Source organism: Pandoraea capi, from assembly GCF_902459735.1.
Lineage (GTDB): Bacteria > Pseudomonadota > Gammaproteobacteria > Burkholderiales > Burkholderiaceae > Pandoraea > Pandoraea capi.
This window is the reverse complement of sequence record NZ_CABPRV010000013.1, coordinates 1-15,246: the sequence shown is the minus strand read 5'-3', so window position 1 is coordinate 15,246 and position 15,246 is coordinate 1. Positions and strand designations below refer to the sequence as shown.

Genomic DNA, 15,246 nt, shown 5'->3' with positions numbered 1-15,246 from the left:
AGTAAGGCCTTGATGTTACAGCACCGGTGCGCGGTCGTAGAAATAGATCCCGTGCGGCGAGCGTCCGACCGGAATCGTATTGATCAGCTTGCGCGACGCCAGATCGATGATGCCGACCTTGCGCGCCCAGCGGAACGTGACCCACAGCGTCTTCTTGTCGGCGGTGAGTTCCATGTCGTCCGGCCCCGGCAGCAGCCCGGTGATGTTGCCCACGTTGGTGAGCGAATCCTGATCGATGATGCTGATCGTGCTCGACACCCGGTTCGAGATCAGCACATGCTTGCCGTCGGCGAGCGAGCGGAAATTGTGCGCGCCCTTGCCCGTCGGAATCGTCTTGACGACCTTCTGGTTACGCCAGTCGACCACCGCGGCATAGTCCGCACCGGTCATGCCCACGAGCAGATACTTGTCGTTCGGCGTGAGCCACACGCCCGCCGGACTGTCACCGATCTTCATCTTCCAGATCACCTTCTGGGTGGCCAGGTCGATGGCGGCGACCTCGTTCGATTCCTGCAACGAGATGAACACGAGCTTGCTGTCCTGCGTGAACACGAGGTGGCTCGGCATCTTCTTGATGGGAATCCGCTGGGCGACGCTCAGGTTCTTGCCGTCGAAGCGATACACGTCCACACGATCCAGACGCAGCGCGTTTGCCACGAACCATTTCTTGTCCGGCGAAAAACCGATCTGGTACGGATCCTCGATGTTCTCGATCTTGCGCTGGATCTGCCCCGTCTTCGGATCGAGGAAGACGAGGTTGTTGCCGACCGAATTGGCGACGATGAGCGACTGGTTGTCGGGCGTCGCCATCAGGTGATGCGGCTCCTTGCCGACCGGGAACGTCTGAATCACTTTCTGCGTGGCCTTGTCGATCAGGCTGACACTGGCGTCGGCCGAGTTGAGCACGACCACGACGCTGTCGGGCGCCGGGGCGGCCGCCCGGGCCGGAGCGCACAGCGCTGCGAGACCGAAGGAAGCTGCCAGAGCGGCAGCGAGCAGAAGTTTGCGCATCACGAAGTCTCTGGAAAAAGTCTCGCTATTGTAGGCCGGGAACGCACCGCCAAGGCGCGCCCCGCCTACATTTTTTGATCAGGCGAAACACGATTCCAGCACTTCATGATCTGGCGCAAATCGCGGCAGGCCAGGGTGTCCCCAACAGCGCGACATCCACGCCATACTGCCACGCCATGTCAGCGCTGCAACGCCTCCCAGACCTTGTGCAGACGCTTGACCGACACCGGCATCGGCGTGCGCAACTCCTGCGCGAAGAGCGAGACCCGCAACTCTTCGAGCAGCCAGCGAAACTCGTCGAGCCGCACGTCGCCGTGATCGCGTCGTTGCGATGTCGCGCGCTGCCAGTTTTGCAGCAATGGCCCCAGTTCGCTCATGGCGCGTGCGTCGCGGGTCGGATCGGCCTTGAGCTTGTCGATACGGCCCGCCATCGCTTTCAGATAGCGCGGGAAATGCGCCAGTTGCGCGTACGGCGTGTCGATCAGGAAGCGCTTGCCGATCAGCCGCTGCAACTGCGCCGTCAGATCGGCGTACGCCTGTGCGAACGGCTTGGCCTGCGCCAGCTTCTTCTGTAGCGCAGCGTACTCGGCCAGAATCTGCCCGGCCAGCCGCGCGATCTCCTGCGCGAGCAACGTCAGACGTCCTCGCCCTTCGTCCTTGCGCGCCACGAACGACGCATTGTCGCTCGGCCACGGCAACTGCAAACAGGCGCGCTCCAGCGCCAGATCCACGATCTGGTCGCGCAGTTCCTCCTGCGTGCCGAGACTCATGTATTGCATGGCCATCTGCTGCAAACCGGGGATGTTCTTCTCGAGGTACTTCACCTGCTCGCGCAACTGGATCGCGAAAAGACGTCGCAGGCCGGCACGGTGCTGGCGCTGCGCCTCGTCCGGGTCGTCGAACACTTCCAGATCGCAATGGTCTGCCCGGTCGACGAGCGCCGGGTAGCCGAACAGCGTCTGACCGCCCCGGCGGATCTCGAGCATTTCCGGCAGTTCGCCGAAGCTCCATGTCGTGAGGTTGTCGTAACGACCGGGTTCGACGGCCGCCGACGACGAAGCGGTTGGCGCCGCGACTTTGCCAGTCCCCTTGCCCGACTGACCGGCCTTCGCGCCATCACGCCCGCTTTGCGCCTGCGACCCTTGAGCCCCCTGACCTGCCTGAACTCCTTGAGACGCCCCCGCCGACACGACACCGGTCGGCGTCGCCCCGCTCTTCGCCGCGAGTTGCTGGAAGGTACGTTGCGCCTGCTGGCCGAGCTCGGCGCGCAGTTGTGCAAGGTTGCGCCCCATCCCGAGCTGACGCCCATGCTCGTCGATCACCTTGAAGTTCATCGACAGGTGCGCCGGGAGCACTTCCAGCTTGAAGTCGCTCGACTTGAGCATGACGCCGGTCAACTCGCGCGCGTCGGCCATCAGGGCGTCGAGCAACGCCCCCTGCCCGAACGTCGCCCGGTCGACGAAGCCTGCCGCGTATTCCGGCAACGGCACGAAGTGACGGCGCAGCTTCTGCGGCAACGACTTCATCAGCAGGTGCGCCTTCTCCTTGAGCATGCCCGGCACCAGCCACTCACAGCGGCGCGCGTCGACCTGATTGAGCGCGTAGAGGGGCACGGCGAGCGTGACACCATCGCGCGGCGTACCCGGCTCGAAGTGATACGTGAGCGCCATTTCGATGCCCGCGATCGCCGTCTTCTTCGGAAAGAGATCGGTCGTCACGCCCGCTGCCTCGTGACGCATCAGATCGTCGCGCACGAGATAGAGCAGTTTCGGCGCGCCCTTCGACGTCTCGCGATACCAATGCTCGAAGCTCGCGCCGTCGTACAGGTCGGCGGGCACGTGCGCGTCGTAGAACGCGTAGATCAGTTCGTCGTCGACCAGCACGTCCTGACGACGCGACTTGTGTTCGAGTTGCTCGATGTCCGCGATGAGCTTGCGGTTGTGCGCGTAGAACGGGAGCTTCGTCTCCCATTCGCCTTCGACCAGGGCGCTACGCAGGAAAATCTCACGCGCACGACGCGGATCGCGCGGGCCGAAGTTCATGCGTCGGCGCGCGTAGATCGTCAGACCGTAGAGCGTGCCGCGCTCGTAGGCGACAACCTGCGCGGCCTTCTTTTCCCAGTGCGCGTCGGACAGCGATGTCTTCACCAGATGCTTGCCCACGCGCTCGATCCACTCGGGCTCGATGCGGGCGATGCAGCGCGCATAGAGGCGGCTCGTCTCGACGAGTTCGCCGGCCATCACCCAGCGCCCAGCCTTCTTCACGAGCGAGGACCCCGGCCAGATGTGGAACTTGATGCCGTGCGCGCCGAGGAAGTGCGGATCGTCGTCGGCCTTGCAGCCGATATTGCCGAGCAGCCCCGCGAGCAAGGCCAGATGCACCTGCTCGTAGGTCGCCTCGGACTCGTTGAGGCGCCAGCCTTGCTCACGCACCACGGTGAGCAGCTGGCTGTGCACGTCGCGCCATTCGCGCAGCCGCAGTTGCGACAGGAAGTTCTCGCGGCACGCCTGTGCGAGCAGACGGTTGGACTTCTTGTGCGCGATGGCGTCTTCGAACCACTTCCAGATCTTGATCCAGGAAAGGAATTCGGAGCGCTCGTCGGCGAACTTCTTATGGGCGTTGTCGGCGGCGTCCTGCGCTTCGATCGGCCGGTCGCGCGGGTCCTGCACGGCCAGACCGCTGGCGATGATCAGCACTTCGCGCAGCGACTGCTGGTCGCGCGCGGCGAGGATCATGCGACCTACGCGCGGATCCAGCGGCAGTCGCGCCAGTTCGCGACCGAGCGGGGTGAGCTGATTAGCGTCGTCGACGGCCCCCAGTTCATTCAGCAACTGGTAGCCGTCGGCGATGGCGCGGCCCGGGGGCGGCTCGATGAACGGGAATTCCTCGACCTTCGCGAGTCGCAGCGACTGCATCCGCAAGATGACGGCGGCGAGCGACGAGCGCAGGATTTCCGGATCGGTAAAGCGCGCGCGCGACTGGAAGTCGGCTTCGTCGTACAGACGGATACACACGCCGTCGGCCACACGGCCGCATCGCCCTGCCCGCTGGTTGGCCGCCGCCTGCGAGATCGACTCGATCTGCAACTGCTCGACCTTGTTGCGGTACGAGTAGCGCTTCACGCGCGCCGTGCCCGCATCGACCACGTAACGGATACCCGGCACGGTCAGCGACGTTTCGGCAACGTTGGTGGCGAGCACGATGCGTCGCGCGTTGGACGGCTTGAACACCCGCTCCTGATCGGTCGCCGACAGGCGCGCGAACAGCGGCAGAATCTCGGTGTGCGGCGGATGGTGCTTGCGCAGCGATTCGGCCGCCTCGCGAATTTCGCGCTCGCCGGGCAGGAAGACGAGCACGTCGCCCGAGCCTTCGCGGCAGAGTTCGTCGACGGCATCGACGATGCCGTCCATCAGATCGCGTTCGCGGTCGCGCGCACTGGCGCGGCTGCCCTCGCGTCCATCACGTCCATCACGTCCCTCGGCGTTCGCGATGCGCACGTCGTCCTGAATCGGTCGATATCGCACCTCGACCGGATACAGACGTCCGCTCACTTCGATGACCGGTGCCGGACGCAGCGCATCCCCCTCGCCCGTGCCGAAGTGGCGGGCGAAGCGGTCGGCGTCGATGGTCGCCGAGGTGATGATGACCTTCAGATCGGGGCGGCGCGGCAGCAACTGCTTGAGGTAGCCGAGCAGGAAGTCGATGTTCAGACTGCGCTCGTGCGCCTCGTCGATGATGATTGTGTCGTACGCACGCAACAGCGGATCGGTCTGCGTCTCGGCGAGAAGAATCCCGTCCGTCATCAATTTGACCGACGCGCCATTCGAGAGCGTGTCGTTGAAGCGCACCTTGAAGCCGACGATTTCGCCCAACGGCGTGTTCAGTTCGTCGGCAATGCGGCGCGCCGTGGCCGAGGCGGCGATCCGGCGCGGCTGCGTGTGACCGATGAGGCCGGTGCCGCCCGCGCCCAGGCCGCGCCCCAGCGCCAGGCATATCTTGGGAAGCTGCGTGGTCTTGCCCGAGCCGGTCTCACCGCTCACGATCACGACCTGATGGCCGACGATGGCGCGCGCGATCTCCTCGCGTCGGCCGGACACCGGCAGCGCTTCGGGGAAGATGATCTCCGGCACACGGTTGGCAGCGGCCTGCCGGGCGGCCAAGCGTTCGGCGTCGCGCTTGACGCGTTCCGCCTCTCGCTCGGCGGGTGACGCACGGCGTGCGCCGGCCGTCGGCCCACTGTCTGCGCGCGCGCCTTTGGGCTGCCCCGGGCTTCCTGTGCCGGTACCGCCCTTCGTCGGGCGGCCCTTGTCGGCCGGCTGCGCAGGTGGCTGCGGCTTGCCCGTCCTCACGGGATTCCCGGGGTCGGAAGTTTGCGACGTGCCTGCGGTTCGGGCACGCGTCTGCCCCGGCGCCGTCACTTTCGGCTTCGGGGGCTGAGATTGTCGATTTCGTTCATCACTTGCCATGGGCGCGCATTATATAATCTGCGCATGTTTGCGCACGTACACCCATGCTGACCGAACCCGACCCCGCCCTCCAAGACGAAGAGACCGCCCATCAAGCCCAGTTCGTAGACTGGCTGCGTTCGGTCGCCCCCTACATCCATGCATTCCGTGACAAGACCTTCGTGGTCGCCTTTGGCGGCGAACTGGTCGCGGCAGGCGGGCTCGACTCCCTGATTCAGGACGTCGCGCTGCTCTGCGCCATGGGCATGCACATCGTGCTGGTGCACGGCTCGCGACCGCAGGTCGAAGAGCAGATGCGCCTGCGACATATCGAATCGCACTTTGCCCAGCAGTTGCGCATCACGGATGCCGCCGCACTCGAAGCCGTAAAGGAAGCCGCCGGCGAGTTGCGCCTGGACATCGAGGCGTCGATCAGCCAGGGGCTGCCGAACACGCCGATGGGCAACGCGCGCATCAGCGTGGTGTCGGGCAACTTCGTCACGGGCCGCCCGGTCGGGATCGTCGACGGCGTGGACTTCCAGCACACGGGCGTGGTTCGCAAGGTCGACGCGGAATCGATTCGCCTGTCGCTCGCGAACGGCAAGATCGTGCTGCTCTCGCCTCTCGGCTTCTCGCCGACCGGGCAGTCGTTCAATCTGACGATGGAGGACGTGGCGTCGTCGGCAGCGATTGCACTGCGCGCGGACAAGCTGATCTTCATCACCGAGACGCCCGGCGTTCTCAACGAATACAACGAGTTGCAGCGTGAGTTGACGCTCGAAGACGCCCAGCGCATGCAGTCGCAGGGCACGATCGACCGCGACTCGGCGTTCTATCTGAAGTATGCGACGCGCGCCTGCCGTGCTGGCGTGGGCCGTGCCCACATCGTGCCGTTCTCGCTCGACGGCAGCATGCTGCTCGAACTCTTCTCGCACGATGGCGTCGGCACGATGATCTCGTACGAGAATCTGGAAAGCCTGCGCGAGGCGACCATCGACGACGTCGGCGGCATCCTGCAACTCATCGAGCCGCTGGAGGCCGACGGCACGCTGGTGCGGCGCGGCCGTCACCAGTTGGAGCGCGACATCGATCATTTCTCGGTTATCGAGCACGATGGGCGCCTGTTCGGTTGCGCCGCACTCTACCCGTATCCGACGGAGCGCATTGGTGAGATGGCCTGCCTGACGGTTGATCCGGAAGCTCAGGGATCGGGCGACGGTGAACGTCTGCTCAAGCACATCGAGCAGCGCGCCCGCGCGCGCGGTCTGGAACGCCTGTTCGTGCTCACGACCCGCACGGAGCACTGGTTCCTCAAGCGCGGCTTCGTCAAGGCAGGCGTCGACGATCTGCCCGCCGACCGGCGCCGGCTCTACAACTGGCAGCGCCGCTCGCTGGTGCTCATCAAGAAGCTGTAATTTCAGGAGGGTCAGGGGCGGCGCGGCGAAGGTTCGACAACCGCCCTTGCATCGCGCGCCCCTGCCCCCATATCCGGATATCGGCCAGCGCTTCGACCCACCGGCCGCCCTTGCCAAGGCGGCAATCCGGTGAATGCGCGCCAGCCACCCATTCACACACATACGACGATCACGAAGGAGTCCCCTCATGGCCCGCATGGTTCAATGCATCAAGCTCGGCAAAGAAGCCGAAGGTCTCGATTTCCCCCCGATGCCCGGTGAACTCGGCAAACGCCTCTGGGAAAGCGTCTCCAAGGAAGCCTGGGCCGGATGGCTCAAGCAACAGACGATGCTCATCAACGAGAACCGCCTGAACATGGCCGATCCGCGCGCCCGCCAGTATCTCGTCAAGCAAACCGAGAAGTATTTCTTCGGCGATGGCGCCGACGTGGCGCAAGGCTACGTGCCGCCGCCGGCCGCTGCCGAGTAAGAACCCGCTTCGGGGGCAGGATTTGGTGGCGTGTCATTCGGCGCGCCACCATTGCCCTTCGAACGCGCCCCGCAGTGGTGACAGAAGTGCGCAAACGCGTTCTTGCGCGTCTTGCACGTGCCGCAATGGTCGAACAGGCAAATGCCGCAGTGCACGCAATAGTCGCGATCCGGATCGTCCAGCTTCACCGGCCGCTCGCAGCCCGGACACACCGATTTCGCCAACCTCGCCTGCGCCAGATCGTATGACAACGTCTTACGACGCTCCTCGTCAGGCAATTGCTCTTCAGCCTTCTGCCGTGCGAGATAACGCTGCAACGAGACGATCGCGTATCGGCCAATCAGCACTGTCACGACGATGCCCACGAGGTATCGCACGTAGCCGCCATAATCCGGCAGGTACGGCACCAGTTCGACGAAGAATGCGAACAGCGCGAAGAAGATGAAGCCCCACACGAACGGCCACCACGTGCTCTTGCGCTGACGCACGAAAAGCCAGCCGGCAATCGCGAGCAACGGCAGCGTCAACGCCAGCCGGATGCCGAACACCTTCAATTCCTGCGAACGCTGCACCGCCGCCAACTGCTCGCTCGCCGCTTCGTTCAGGGCAAAGCGTGCCTCGCGCGTCGATTGCACCGCACGCTGAGCCTCCAACTGCCTCGACTCCAGGCTGTCGACCTGCGTCTGTGCGTCGCGCTCGGCGGCTTTGAGCGTATCGAGCGCCCGGGTGCGGGAGATGAGTTCGGCGTCCTGACTGGCCTGCGCGGTGGCCGTCCGTGTCGCCACCCAGTCGTTGAACGACTCGCGGGCATTGCGGTAAGCCGTGCTGCGCGCCTTGAGTTGCAGGCGCGCTGTCTCCAACTGGCTCTCGACATCTTCCAGTTGTGTCTGCGCCTGCTTGATCGCCGCATCGGCGCGTTGGGCCTGTGCGACATCGACGAAGGACGCCAGTGTCGGGGGAGCCGCCACGCCAGGCAATTTGTCGACGACGAGACCGCCAAGGCCAATGAGAAACGCCGCGAACAACACGGCGATCAGCCAGAGGCCGCGGCGGAACCAGGTTTCGGGAAGACGACGGGATCCAGCCATCCTGCCCTCCTGAGATCAGTCTTTGTAGTTGATCGTACGAACGCCCGACGGCGTACCCATCAGGGTAAGGTCTGCGCCGCGTTGTGCAAAGAGGCCGACCGTCACCACGCCGGGGATCTGGTTGACCTTCGTCTCGAAGGCGACCGGATCGATGATCTGCAAGCCGTGCACGTCGAGAATCGCACAACCGTTGTCGGTCATGTACGGGCTACCGTCGGCGCGCACACGCGCCTGCGGCTTGCCACCGAGCGCTTCGAGCGCACGCGCGACGCTTGCCTGCGCCATCGGAATCACTTCGACCGGCAACGGGAAGACGCCTAGCACGGCGACTTCCTTGGAGGCGTCGACCACGCAGACGAACTCGCGCGCCACGGACGCCACGATCTTCTCACGCGTGAGCGCCCCGCCACCGCCCTTGACCATGTGGCCCAACGCGTTGATTTCGTCGGCGCCATCGACATAGACCGGCAGGCTGTCGATCTGGTTGAGGTCGAACACTTCGATGCCATGCTTGCGCAGACGCTCGGTGCTCGCTTCGGAACTGGAGACCGCGCCGCGATATCGGCTCTTGTGCGCGGCGAGCGCATCGATGAAGCAGTTGGCGGTGGACCCGGTGCCCACGCCGATCACGCTGCCCTCGGGCACGTGCTGGTTCACATAGTCGGCCGCTGCCTGGCCAACCAAGCGTTTGAGTTCGTCCTGGGTCATGGGGATTTCCGGCAAAGTTTGGTAAAGTCGGAAGTTTACCGGAGTCGGGCGTGGCGCGCCGTTTTTCGTCGCCCGGCATGCCTCATGTCACGCAGTGCATTTCTCGCAAGGCCGCTCTCATGAATCTGCTCGACCAACTCAAGCGTCACACCATCGTGGTCGCCGACACCGGCGATTTTCAGGCGATGGACGCCTACAAGCCGCAAGACGCGACCACCAATCCCTCGCTGATTCTCGGCGCCGTCCAGAAGGACGCCTATCGCCCGATCCTCACGCGTGTGGTCGGCGAGCATCGTTCGGCATCGACGGACGAGATCATCGATCGCCTGCTGATCGCCTTCGGTCGCGAAATTCTCGATATCGTGCCCGGGCGCGTATCGACGGAAGTCGACGCCCGTCTGTCGTTCGACACGGCGGGTACGGTCGCCCGCGCCCGCAAGCTTATCGCGATGTACGAAGCCGAAGGCATCGAGCGCAAGCGCGTGCTGATCAAGATCGCGTCGACGTGGGAAGGCATTCGCGCCGCCGAAATTCTCGAGCGCGACAACATTCGCTGCAACATGACGCTGCTCTTCTCGCTGGTTCAGGCCGCCGCCTGCGCCGAAGCCGGGGCACGCCTGATCTCGCCGTTCGTCGGACGCATTTACGACTGGTACAAGAAATCGGCCGGCGCCAACTGGGACGAAGCGGCCAATGCCGGCGAGAACGATCCGGGCGTGCGCTCGGTGGCCAGCATCTATCGCTATTACAAGCACTTCGGCCACGACACGGAAGTGATGGGCGCGAGCTTCCGCTCCACCGGCCAGATCCTGGCGCTGTCCGGCTGCGATCTGCTCACGATCAGCCCGGCGCTGCTGGAGCAACTGCGCACCACCGAAGGCGAAGTCAAACGTCAGCTCGATGTGAAGGAAGCGCGCAACGCGAGCATCGAACGCGTGAAGACGGACGAACCCTCGTTCCGCTTCGCACTGAACGACGACGCCATGGCCACCGAAAAGCTCGCGGAAGGCATTCGCGCGTTTGCCGCCGACGCCCTCAAGCTCGAAGCGTTGATCGCCGCAGCGCGATAAATCAACGCGAGAGTCAACGCAATATACCTCGCAATAACGCACACGCCGCGGCCATCAGGCCGCGCGCGCGGCGATGACTTCCCCCAAACCACGGCGTCACGGCATCCCGCTACCTAACGGCGGCCAAGTCTGCCGCAACCGACACCCTCGCTGAGCGATTTCCGAAAGGTCGCACACCTCCCCCTCGCAACACTCGCGACACCTCAACTCTCTTCGGTGTGTTTCGCCCGGCGTGCTCTGCATTGTCTCCGATGACAGCCACCAAGCGATCCCATTCCGCCACCCATCACCATGGTTTCTCCGACGTCTCCTACGACTTCAACCGTCTCCGCGCAGGTTCAGCGTGCTGTCACGACGGCGACGCAGACTGCCAAACATTTCAAGAAACGACTGGTCAGTGAATTGCTGAACGCGCCGCGAGAACTACGCCCCTATCAGTTCGGCCCCACCCTTCGCTTGAGCGCATCGCCACCGCCCCTGGGGTCACTCGTTCGCCCACGTGCGATCCATCCCGCCCACCCGCACGACGTCAGCTTGCACGCCGCGCTCGATCTCAGTCCGGCAAGCCGGCAATGCGGTGCATCGCAGCTACCGCTCGATTTAAGCACTACCGCCCCCGGGATGTTGTCAGTGACGGTCGAACATCATTTGACAACGCGTCGCCTTGTCGCAAGCGCGGCAGCCGGGCGCGCGCCGTCCTCCAGCGAAGACGAGGATTCACCGGAGTGCCGACCTGAGACCATCGACGGCCCCGTTCGAAGCGAATCTGTCGAGGTCATCGAACTCTCCAAGACGCCGGCAACGTCCTGCCCCTCGCTGACGAAAGTGCTGTCCGCCCCGGGTGGGTCAACGTTGAACGCGCCACAGGCGAACAGGCCTCTGGCACCGATCGTTGCGCTGCGAAGCGCATTCGATCCGCTGCTCCACGACGCCTCCGCCATCATCTTTCAGAAGATCATGGGGGTCGATGTCGTTCACAAGACGCAGGACGGCTGGAACATCGCAACCCCGTCGAGCGGCATCGGCAGCGCGCACAGTTTGCTGCAATCGATCACTGAACCGCAAACGGGTGCGGGTCGGCACAGCCCCGCCACCCCGAGCTGAGATCGCCTGCACCCCGGCGGCGCGGGGCGCAGGTCCGGATCAGGACTTCGCGCCCTTGGCGCCCTTCGCTGCCGCCGTACGTTGACGCACGGCTTCATACAGACAGACGGCGCTCGCCACGGAGACGTTCAGGCTTTCGCAGCCACCGGCCATCGGAATGCTCATGAGTTCGTCGCAGGTTTCGCCGACGAGACGTCGCATCCCCTCGCCTTCGGCGCCCATGACGATCGCCATCGGGCCGGTGAGCTTCGTACCGTAGATGTCGGCGGGGGCGTCGTCTGACGTGCCCACGACCCAGATACCACGGTCCTTGAGTTCGCGCAGCGTGCGCGCGAGGTTCGTCACCATGATGTACGGCACCGTCTCGGCCGCGCCACTGGCGACCTTGGCGACGGTGGCGTTCAGGCCAACGGCGCGATCCTTCGGGGCGATTACGGCGTGGGCGCCGGCGCCGTCTGCCACACGCAGGCAGGCGCCGAGGTTGTGGGGATCGGTCACGCCGTCGAGCACGAGCAACAGCGGGTCGCCCGAAATCCCGTCGAGCAGCTCATCGAGGTTGAGCGCCAGCGACACTTCCTGCGCCTGAGCGACGACACCTTGATGGCGCGACGATCCGGCCATCCCGTCGAGGCGCTTGCCGTCGGCCTGAATCACCTTGATCTTGACGCCCGGGGCGTTCTTGAACGACTCCACGGCTTTGAGGAAGTCCGTCATGCGGCGGTCGCGGCGGCTCGGGTCGTAAAAGATTTCTTCGATGCTGGTCGCATCGTGACGCAAGCGCGCGGTGACGGCATGAAAGCCGAACAGCAATTTCAATTTACTCATTTTGCATCCTCAAAATAGCGTGTGCCTTCGGCGCTGGGCAGGCCCCAAAAGCACCGCGGCGGCGGGAGCCCATCAGGGCCACCGCCGCCGCACTTCATCGCGGGTACCGATGCCGGTCGTTGCCGACAAAGGCGCCCATATTACTGCAAACGGCTCGCCTCATATCGCAAACGCATGGCTTGCATTACCGGCGCGGCTTCTTCGCCTGCCCTCCCTGCCCTCCCTGCCCTCCCTGACCGCCTTGCCGCTTGGCCGGCGCTTTTCCACCGGAGTGCTTGGCAGGCACGGCGCCGCGATCGGCGCGCGCTGCTTTCACCTTTGCGGATTTCGGCTTGGCCGGACGCTTGCCCGCCGGCGCAGGTTGCACGCCGTTAAGCAACGCCCCGCCCTTGGGCAGTTGACGAATGGTCGGGCCCGGGCTGGCCGAACCGGCGACACCGGGCGTGCCGGCAGCCGGTGACGGCGCAGGTGCACCACCGCGCTCGCTACGTCCGGACGTCTTCGCCAGCGAGCGGGCGTTCGGCTCGCGCACGAGGCGGAAGTCGATCTTGCGCGCGTCGAGATCCACTCGGCTCACCTGCACGCGAACGCGATCGGTGAGACGGTAGCGAATGCCGGTGCGTTCGCCGCGCAGTTCGTGACGGACTTCATCGAACTGGAAGTAATCGCTGCCGAGTTCCGTGACGTGGACGAGGCCTTCGATGAAGAGATCGTCGAGTTGCACGAAGATGCCGAACGACGTGACGGCGCTGACCGTCCCGCCGTATTCCTCGCCGAGCTTGTCGCGCATGAAGTAGCACTTGAGCCAGGCTTCCACATCGCGCGACGCTTCATCGGCACGGCGTTCGTTGGCGGAGCAATGCAGGCCGAGTTCATCCCAGATCGCATCGCGCTTCCTCGCGGCCGGCGACTTCTTGTTCTTCGCCGCGTCGTCGTCTTTCTGAAGCTTGCGCGCGTGCGGCGACAGGCCCGTCGTCAGCTCCACGCCTTCGGGCACTTCCGGCTCGTACTTCTTGCCCGCGAGAATCGCCTTGATGGCGCGATGCGTGAGCAAGTCGGGGTAGCGTCGGATCGGGCTCGTGAAGTGGGTATAGGCCGGATAAGCGAGACCGAAGTGACCGATGTTGTCCGGGCTGTAGACGGCTTGCTGCATCGAGCGCAGCAGCATCGTCTGGAGCATGGGTGCATCGGGACGCGACTCGATCTGCGTCATCAGTTCCGAATAGTCGGACGTGGCCGGTTCGTCGCCACCGCCGAGCGAGAGCCCAAGAGTCTTGAGGAACGTGCGCAGGACCTGAAGGCGCTCGCCCGAGGGACCGGCGTGAATACGGTACAGGCCGGGTTGCTTGTGGCGCTTGAGAAAATCCGCAGCGCACACGTTGGCCGTGAGCATGCATTCCTCGATGAGGCGGTGCGCGTCGTTGCGTGTGCGCGGCAGGATCTGTTCGATCTTGCCCTGCGCGTTGCAGACGATGTACGTCTCCGTCGAATCGAACTCGATGGCGCCGCGCGATTTGCGGGCCTTTGCGAGCACCTTGTAGAGGTCGTACAGATTCTGGAGGTGCGGCAGCAGATTGGCGCGGCGCTGGGCTTCGGCGCCCTTCGTGTTGCCGAGCACTGCCGCCACTTCCGTGTAGGTCAGGCGAGCGGCGGAGTGGATGACGGCCGGATAAAACTGATAGGCCTTCACTTCGCCGTTCGGGGCGATGAGCGCGTCGCACACGAGCACGCAGCGATCGACGTCCGGGTTCAGCGAGCAGAGTCCGTTCGAGAGCTTCTCCGGGAGCATCGGAATGACGCGTCGCGGGAAGTAGACGGAGGTACTGCGCGTGAGGGCGTCGGCGTCGAGCGGGCCGCCGGGGGCGACGTAGTGCGACACGTCGGCGATGGCGACGATCAGGCGATAGCCGTTACTGCGGCCGACCTTCGCGGGTTCGCAGTAGACGGCATCGTCGAAGTCGCGGGCGTCTTCGCCGTCGATCGTGACGAGGGGGACATCGCGCAGATCGATGCGATGACGCAGATCGGGGGCGCGGACTTCGTCGGGGAGTGCACCGGCTGCGGCGAGCGCTTCGGCGGAAAACTGATGAGGCACGCCGTACTTGCGCACGGCGATTTCGATTTCCATGCCGGGATCGTCGATATCTCCGAGGACTTCGGAGACGCGGCCGATCGGTTGACTGTAGCGGCTGGGGTAATCGGTGAGTTCGACGGAGACGACCTGTCCGACCTTGGCCTTACCTTGGGCGCGGGGCGGGATGAGGATGTCGTGGCCGATGCGTTTGTCTTCAGGGGCGACGATCATCACGCCGTTCTCGTTGAGGAGACGCCCGATGACATGAGTATTGGCGCGACTGACGACCTCGACGATGTGGCCTTCCGGGCGGCCGCGGCGGTCATAGCCGGCGATACGCAGCAGGACGCGGTCGTTGTGCATGACCTTCTTCATCTCCTCGTTGGGGAGGAAGAGGTCGTCGCCGTCGTCGTCGCGCACGGCGAAGCCGTACCCGTCGCGGTGGCCGATGACGCGGCCGGCGATGAAATTCGAGGGGTGAGTCAGTTGATAGTAACCGCGGCGATCGAGGCGGATCTGGTCATCGCGCTCCATGGCGGCGAGGCGCTTGAAGAAGCCTTCGCGTTCCTGCTTTTTGATGGCGAGGGCTTCGGCGATATCGTTGGCGGACAGCGCGGAGTCGGCGGTGCGCAGGACACCGAGGATTTCTTCGCGGCTCGGGATCGGATAGGGATATTTGCTCAAAGGTCGGTAGCGTTACTGTGCCGGTTGAGTCCGGCCGAGTGGCGCACCATGCGCCCGACGGTCCGTGGAGTTGGATGACGCGCGGGGAGCGGCGTCATACAGTCAGGGACAATCATACGGCAAACCTCATGAAAACTGCCACCTGTGCGGAATTTGAGCGTGGTGATCCGGGTGCGTGAGAGAAAAGAAAACTTTTTACACAAATCTGTTGACACTCCCGCGCCCCCTACGCATAATCTCACTTCTTCGCAGCGAGCAAGCAACACAGCGAGCTGGCGGGGCCCAGATGGCGGAATTGGTAGACGCACTAGTTTCAGGTACTAGCGGGTAACACCGTGGAGGTTCGAGTCCTC

General features: G+C 64.4%; 10 protein-coding genes. 4 read left to right on the top strand and 6 right to left on the bottom strand.

Annotated elements, in window-relative coordinates:
* Window positions 1–15 precede the first annotated feature (15 nt).
* Both PCA20602_RS22015 and hrpA read right to left on the bottom strand, forming a co-directional pair.
* A complete protein-coding gene (locus PCA20602_RS22015) occupies window positions 16–1,011 on the bottom strand; it encodes a YVTN family beta-propeller repeat protein (RefSeq protein WP_150723024.1) in 996 nt (331 codons plus the stop codon).
* A 179-nt stretch (window positions 1,012–1,190) separates the two neighbouring features.
* Window positions 1,191–5,477, bottom strand: a complete 4,287-nt coding sequence (hrpA, locus tag PCA20602_RS22010; RefSeq protein ID WP_150723023.1) for an ATP-dependent RNA helicase HrpA — start codon at window positions 5,475–5,477, stop codon at window positions 1,191–1,193.
* A 44-nt stretch (window positions 5,478–5,521) separates the two neighbouring features.
* On the opposite strand from hrpA, the gene argA reads away from it, so the two are divergent.
* Together argA and PCA20602_RS22000 are read left to right on the top strand one after the other, a co-directional pair.
* Window positions 5,522–6,871 (top strand): amino-acid N-acetyltransferase, encoded by a 1,350-nt coding sequence (argA, locus tag PCA20602_RS22005; RefSeq protein ID WP_150723022.1) that lies wholly within the window; start codon window positions 5,522–5,524, stop codon window positions 6,869–6,871.
* 187 nt (window positions 6,872–7,058) lie between these two features.
* Complete coding sequence (locus tag PCA20602_RS22000) at window positions 7,059–7,340, top strand: oxidative damage protection protein (RefSeq protein ID WP_069344656.1); 282 nt, start codon at window positions 7,059–7,061, stop codon at window positions 7,338–7,340.
* Here PCA20602_RS22000 and PCA20602_RS21995 read toward each other — a convergent pair.
* Window positions 7,310–8,428: a serine endopeptidase gene (locus PCA20602_RS21995; RefSeq protein ID WP_246182288.1), complete on the bottom strand. Its 1,119-nt coding sequence runs from the start codon at window positions 8,426–8,428 to the stop codon at window positions 7,310–7,312. The genes PCA20602_RS22000 and PCA20602_RS21995 overlap by 31 nt on opposite strands.
* 15 nt (window positions 8,429–8,443) lie before the next feature.
* Window positions 8,444–9,136: a ribose-5-phosphate isomerase RpiA gene (rpiA, locus tag PCA20602_RS21990; RefSeq protein ID WP_150723021.1), complete on the bottom strand. Its 693-nt coding sequence runs from the start codon at window positions 9,134–9,136 to the stop codon at window positions 8,444–8,446.
* 119 nt (window positions 9,137–9,255) lie between these two features.
* Between rpiA and tal the strand changes: the two genes are divergently transcribed.
* A complete protein-coding gene (gene tal / locus PCA20602_RS21985; protein WP_069344663.1) occupies window positions 9,256–10,206 on the top strand; it encodes a transaldolase in 951 nt (316 codons plus the stop codon).
* Between the two features lie 534 nt (window positions 10,207–10,740).
* A complete protein-coding gene (locus tag PCA20602_RS21980; protein WP_150723020.1) occupies window positions 10,741–11,310 on the top strand; it encodes a hypothetical protein in 570 nt (189 codons plus the stop codon).
* A 39-nt stretch (window positions 11,311–11,349) separates the two neighbouring features.
* On the opposite strand, the gene rlmB is transcribed toward PCA20602_RS21980, so the two are convergent.
* On the bottom strand, window positions 11,350–12,135 hold the full coding sequence (gene rlmB / locus PCA20602_RS21975) for a 23S rRNA (guanosine(2251)-2'-O)-methyltransferase RlmB (protein ID WP_150723019.1): 786 nt from the start codon (window positions 12,133–12,135) through the stop codon (window positions 11,350–11,352).
* A 184-nt stretch (window positions 12,136–12,319) separates the two neighbouring features.
* Window positions 12,320–14,893: a ribonuclease R gene (gene rnr, locus PCA20602_RS21970; RefSeq protein ID WP_150723018.1), complete on the bottom strand. Its 2,574-nt coding sequence runs from the start codon at window positions 14,891–14,893 to the stop codon at window positions 12,320–12,322.
* Between the last annotated feature and the right edge of the window lie 353 nt (window positions 14,894–15,246).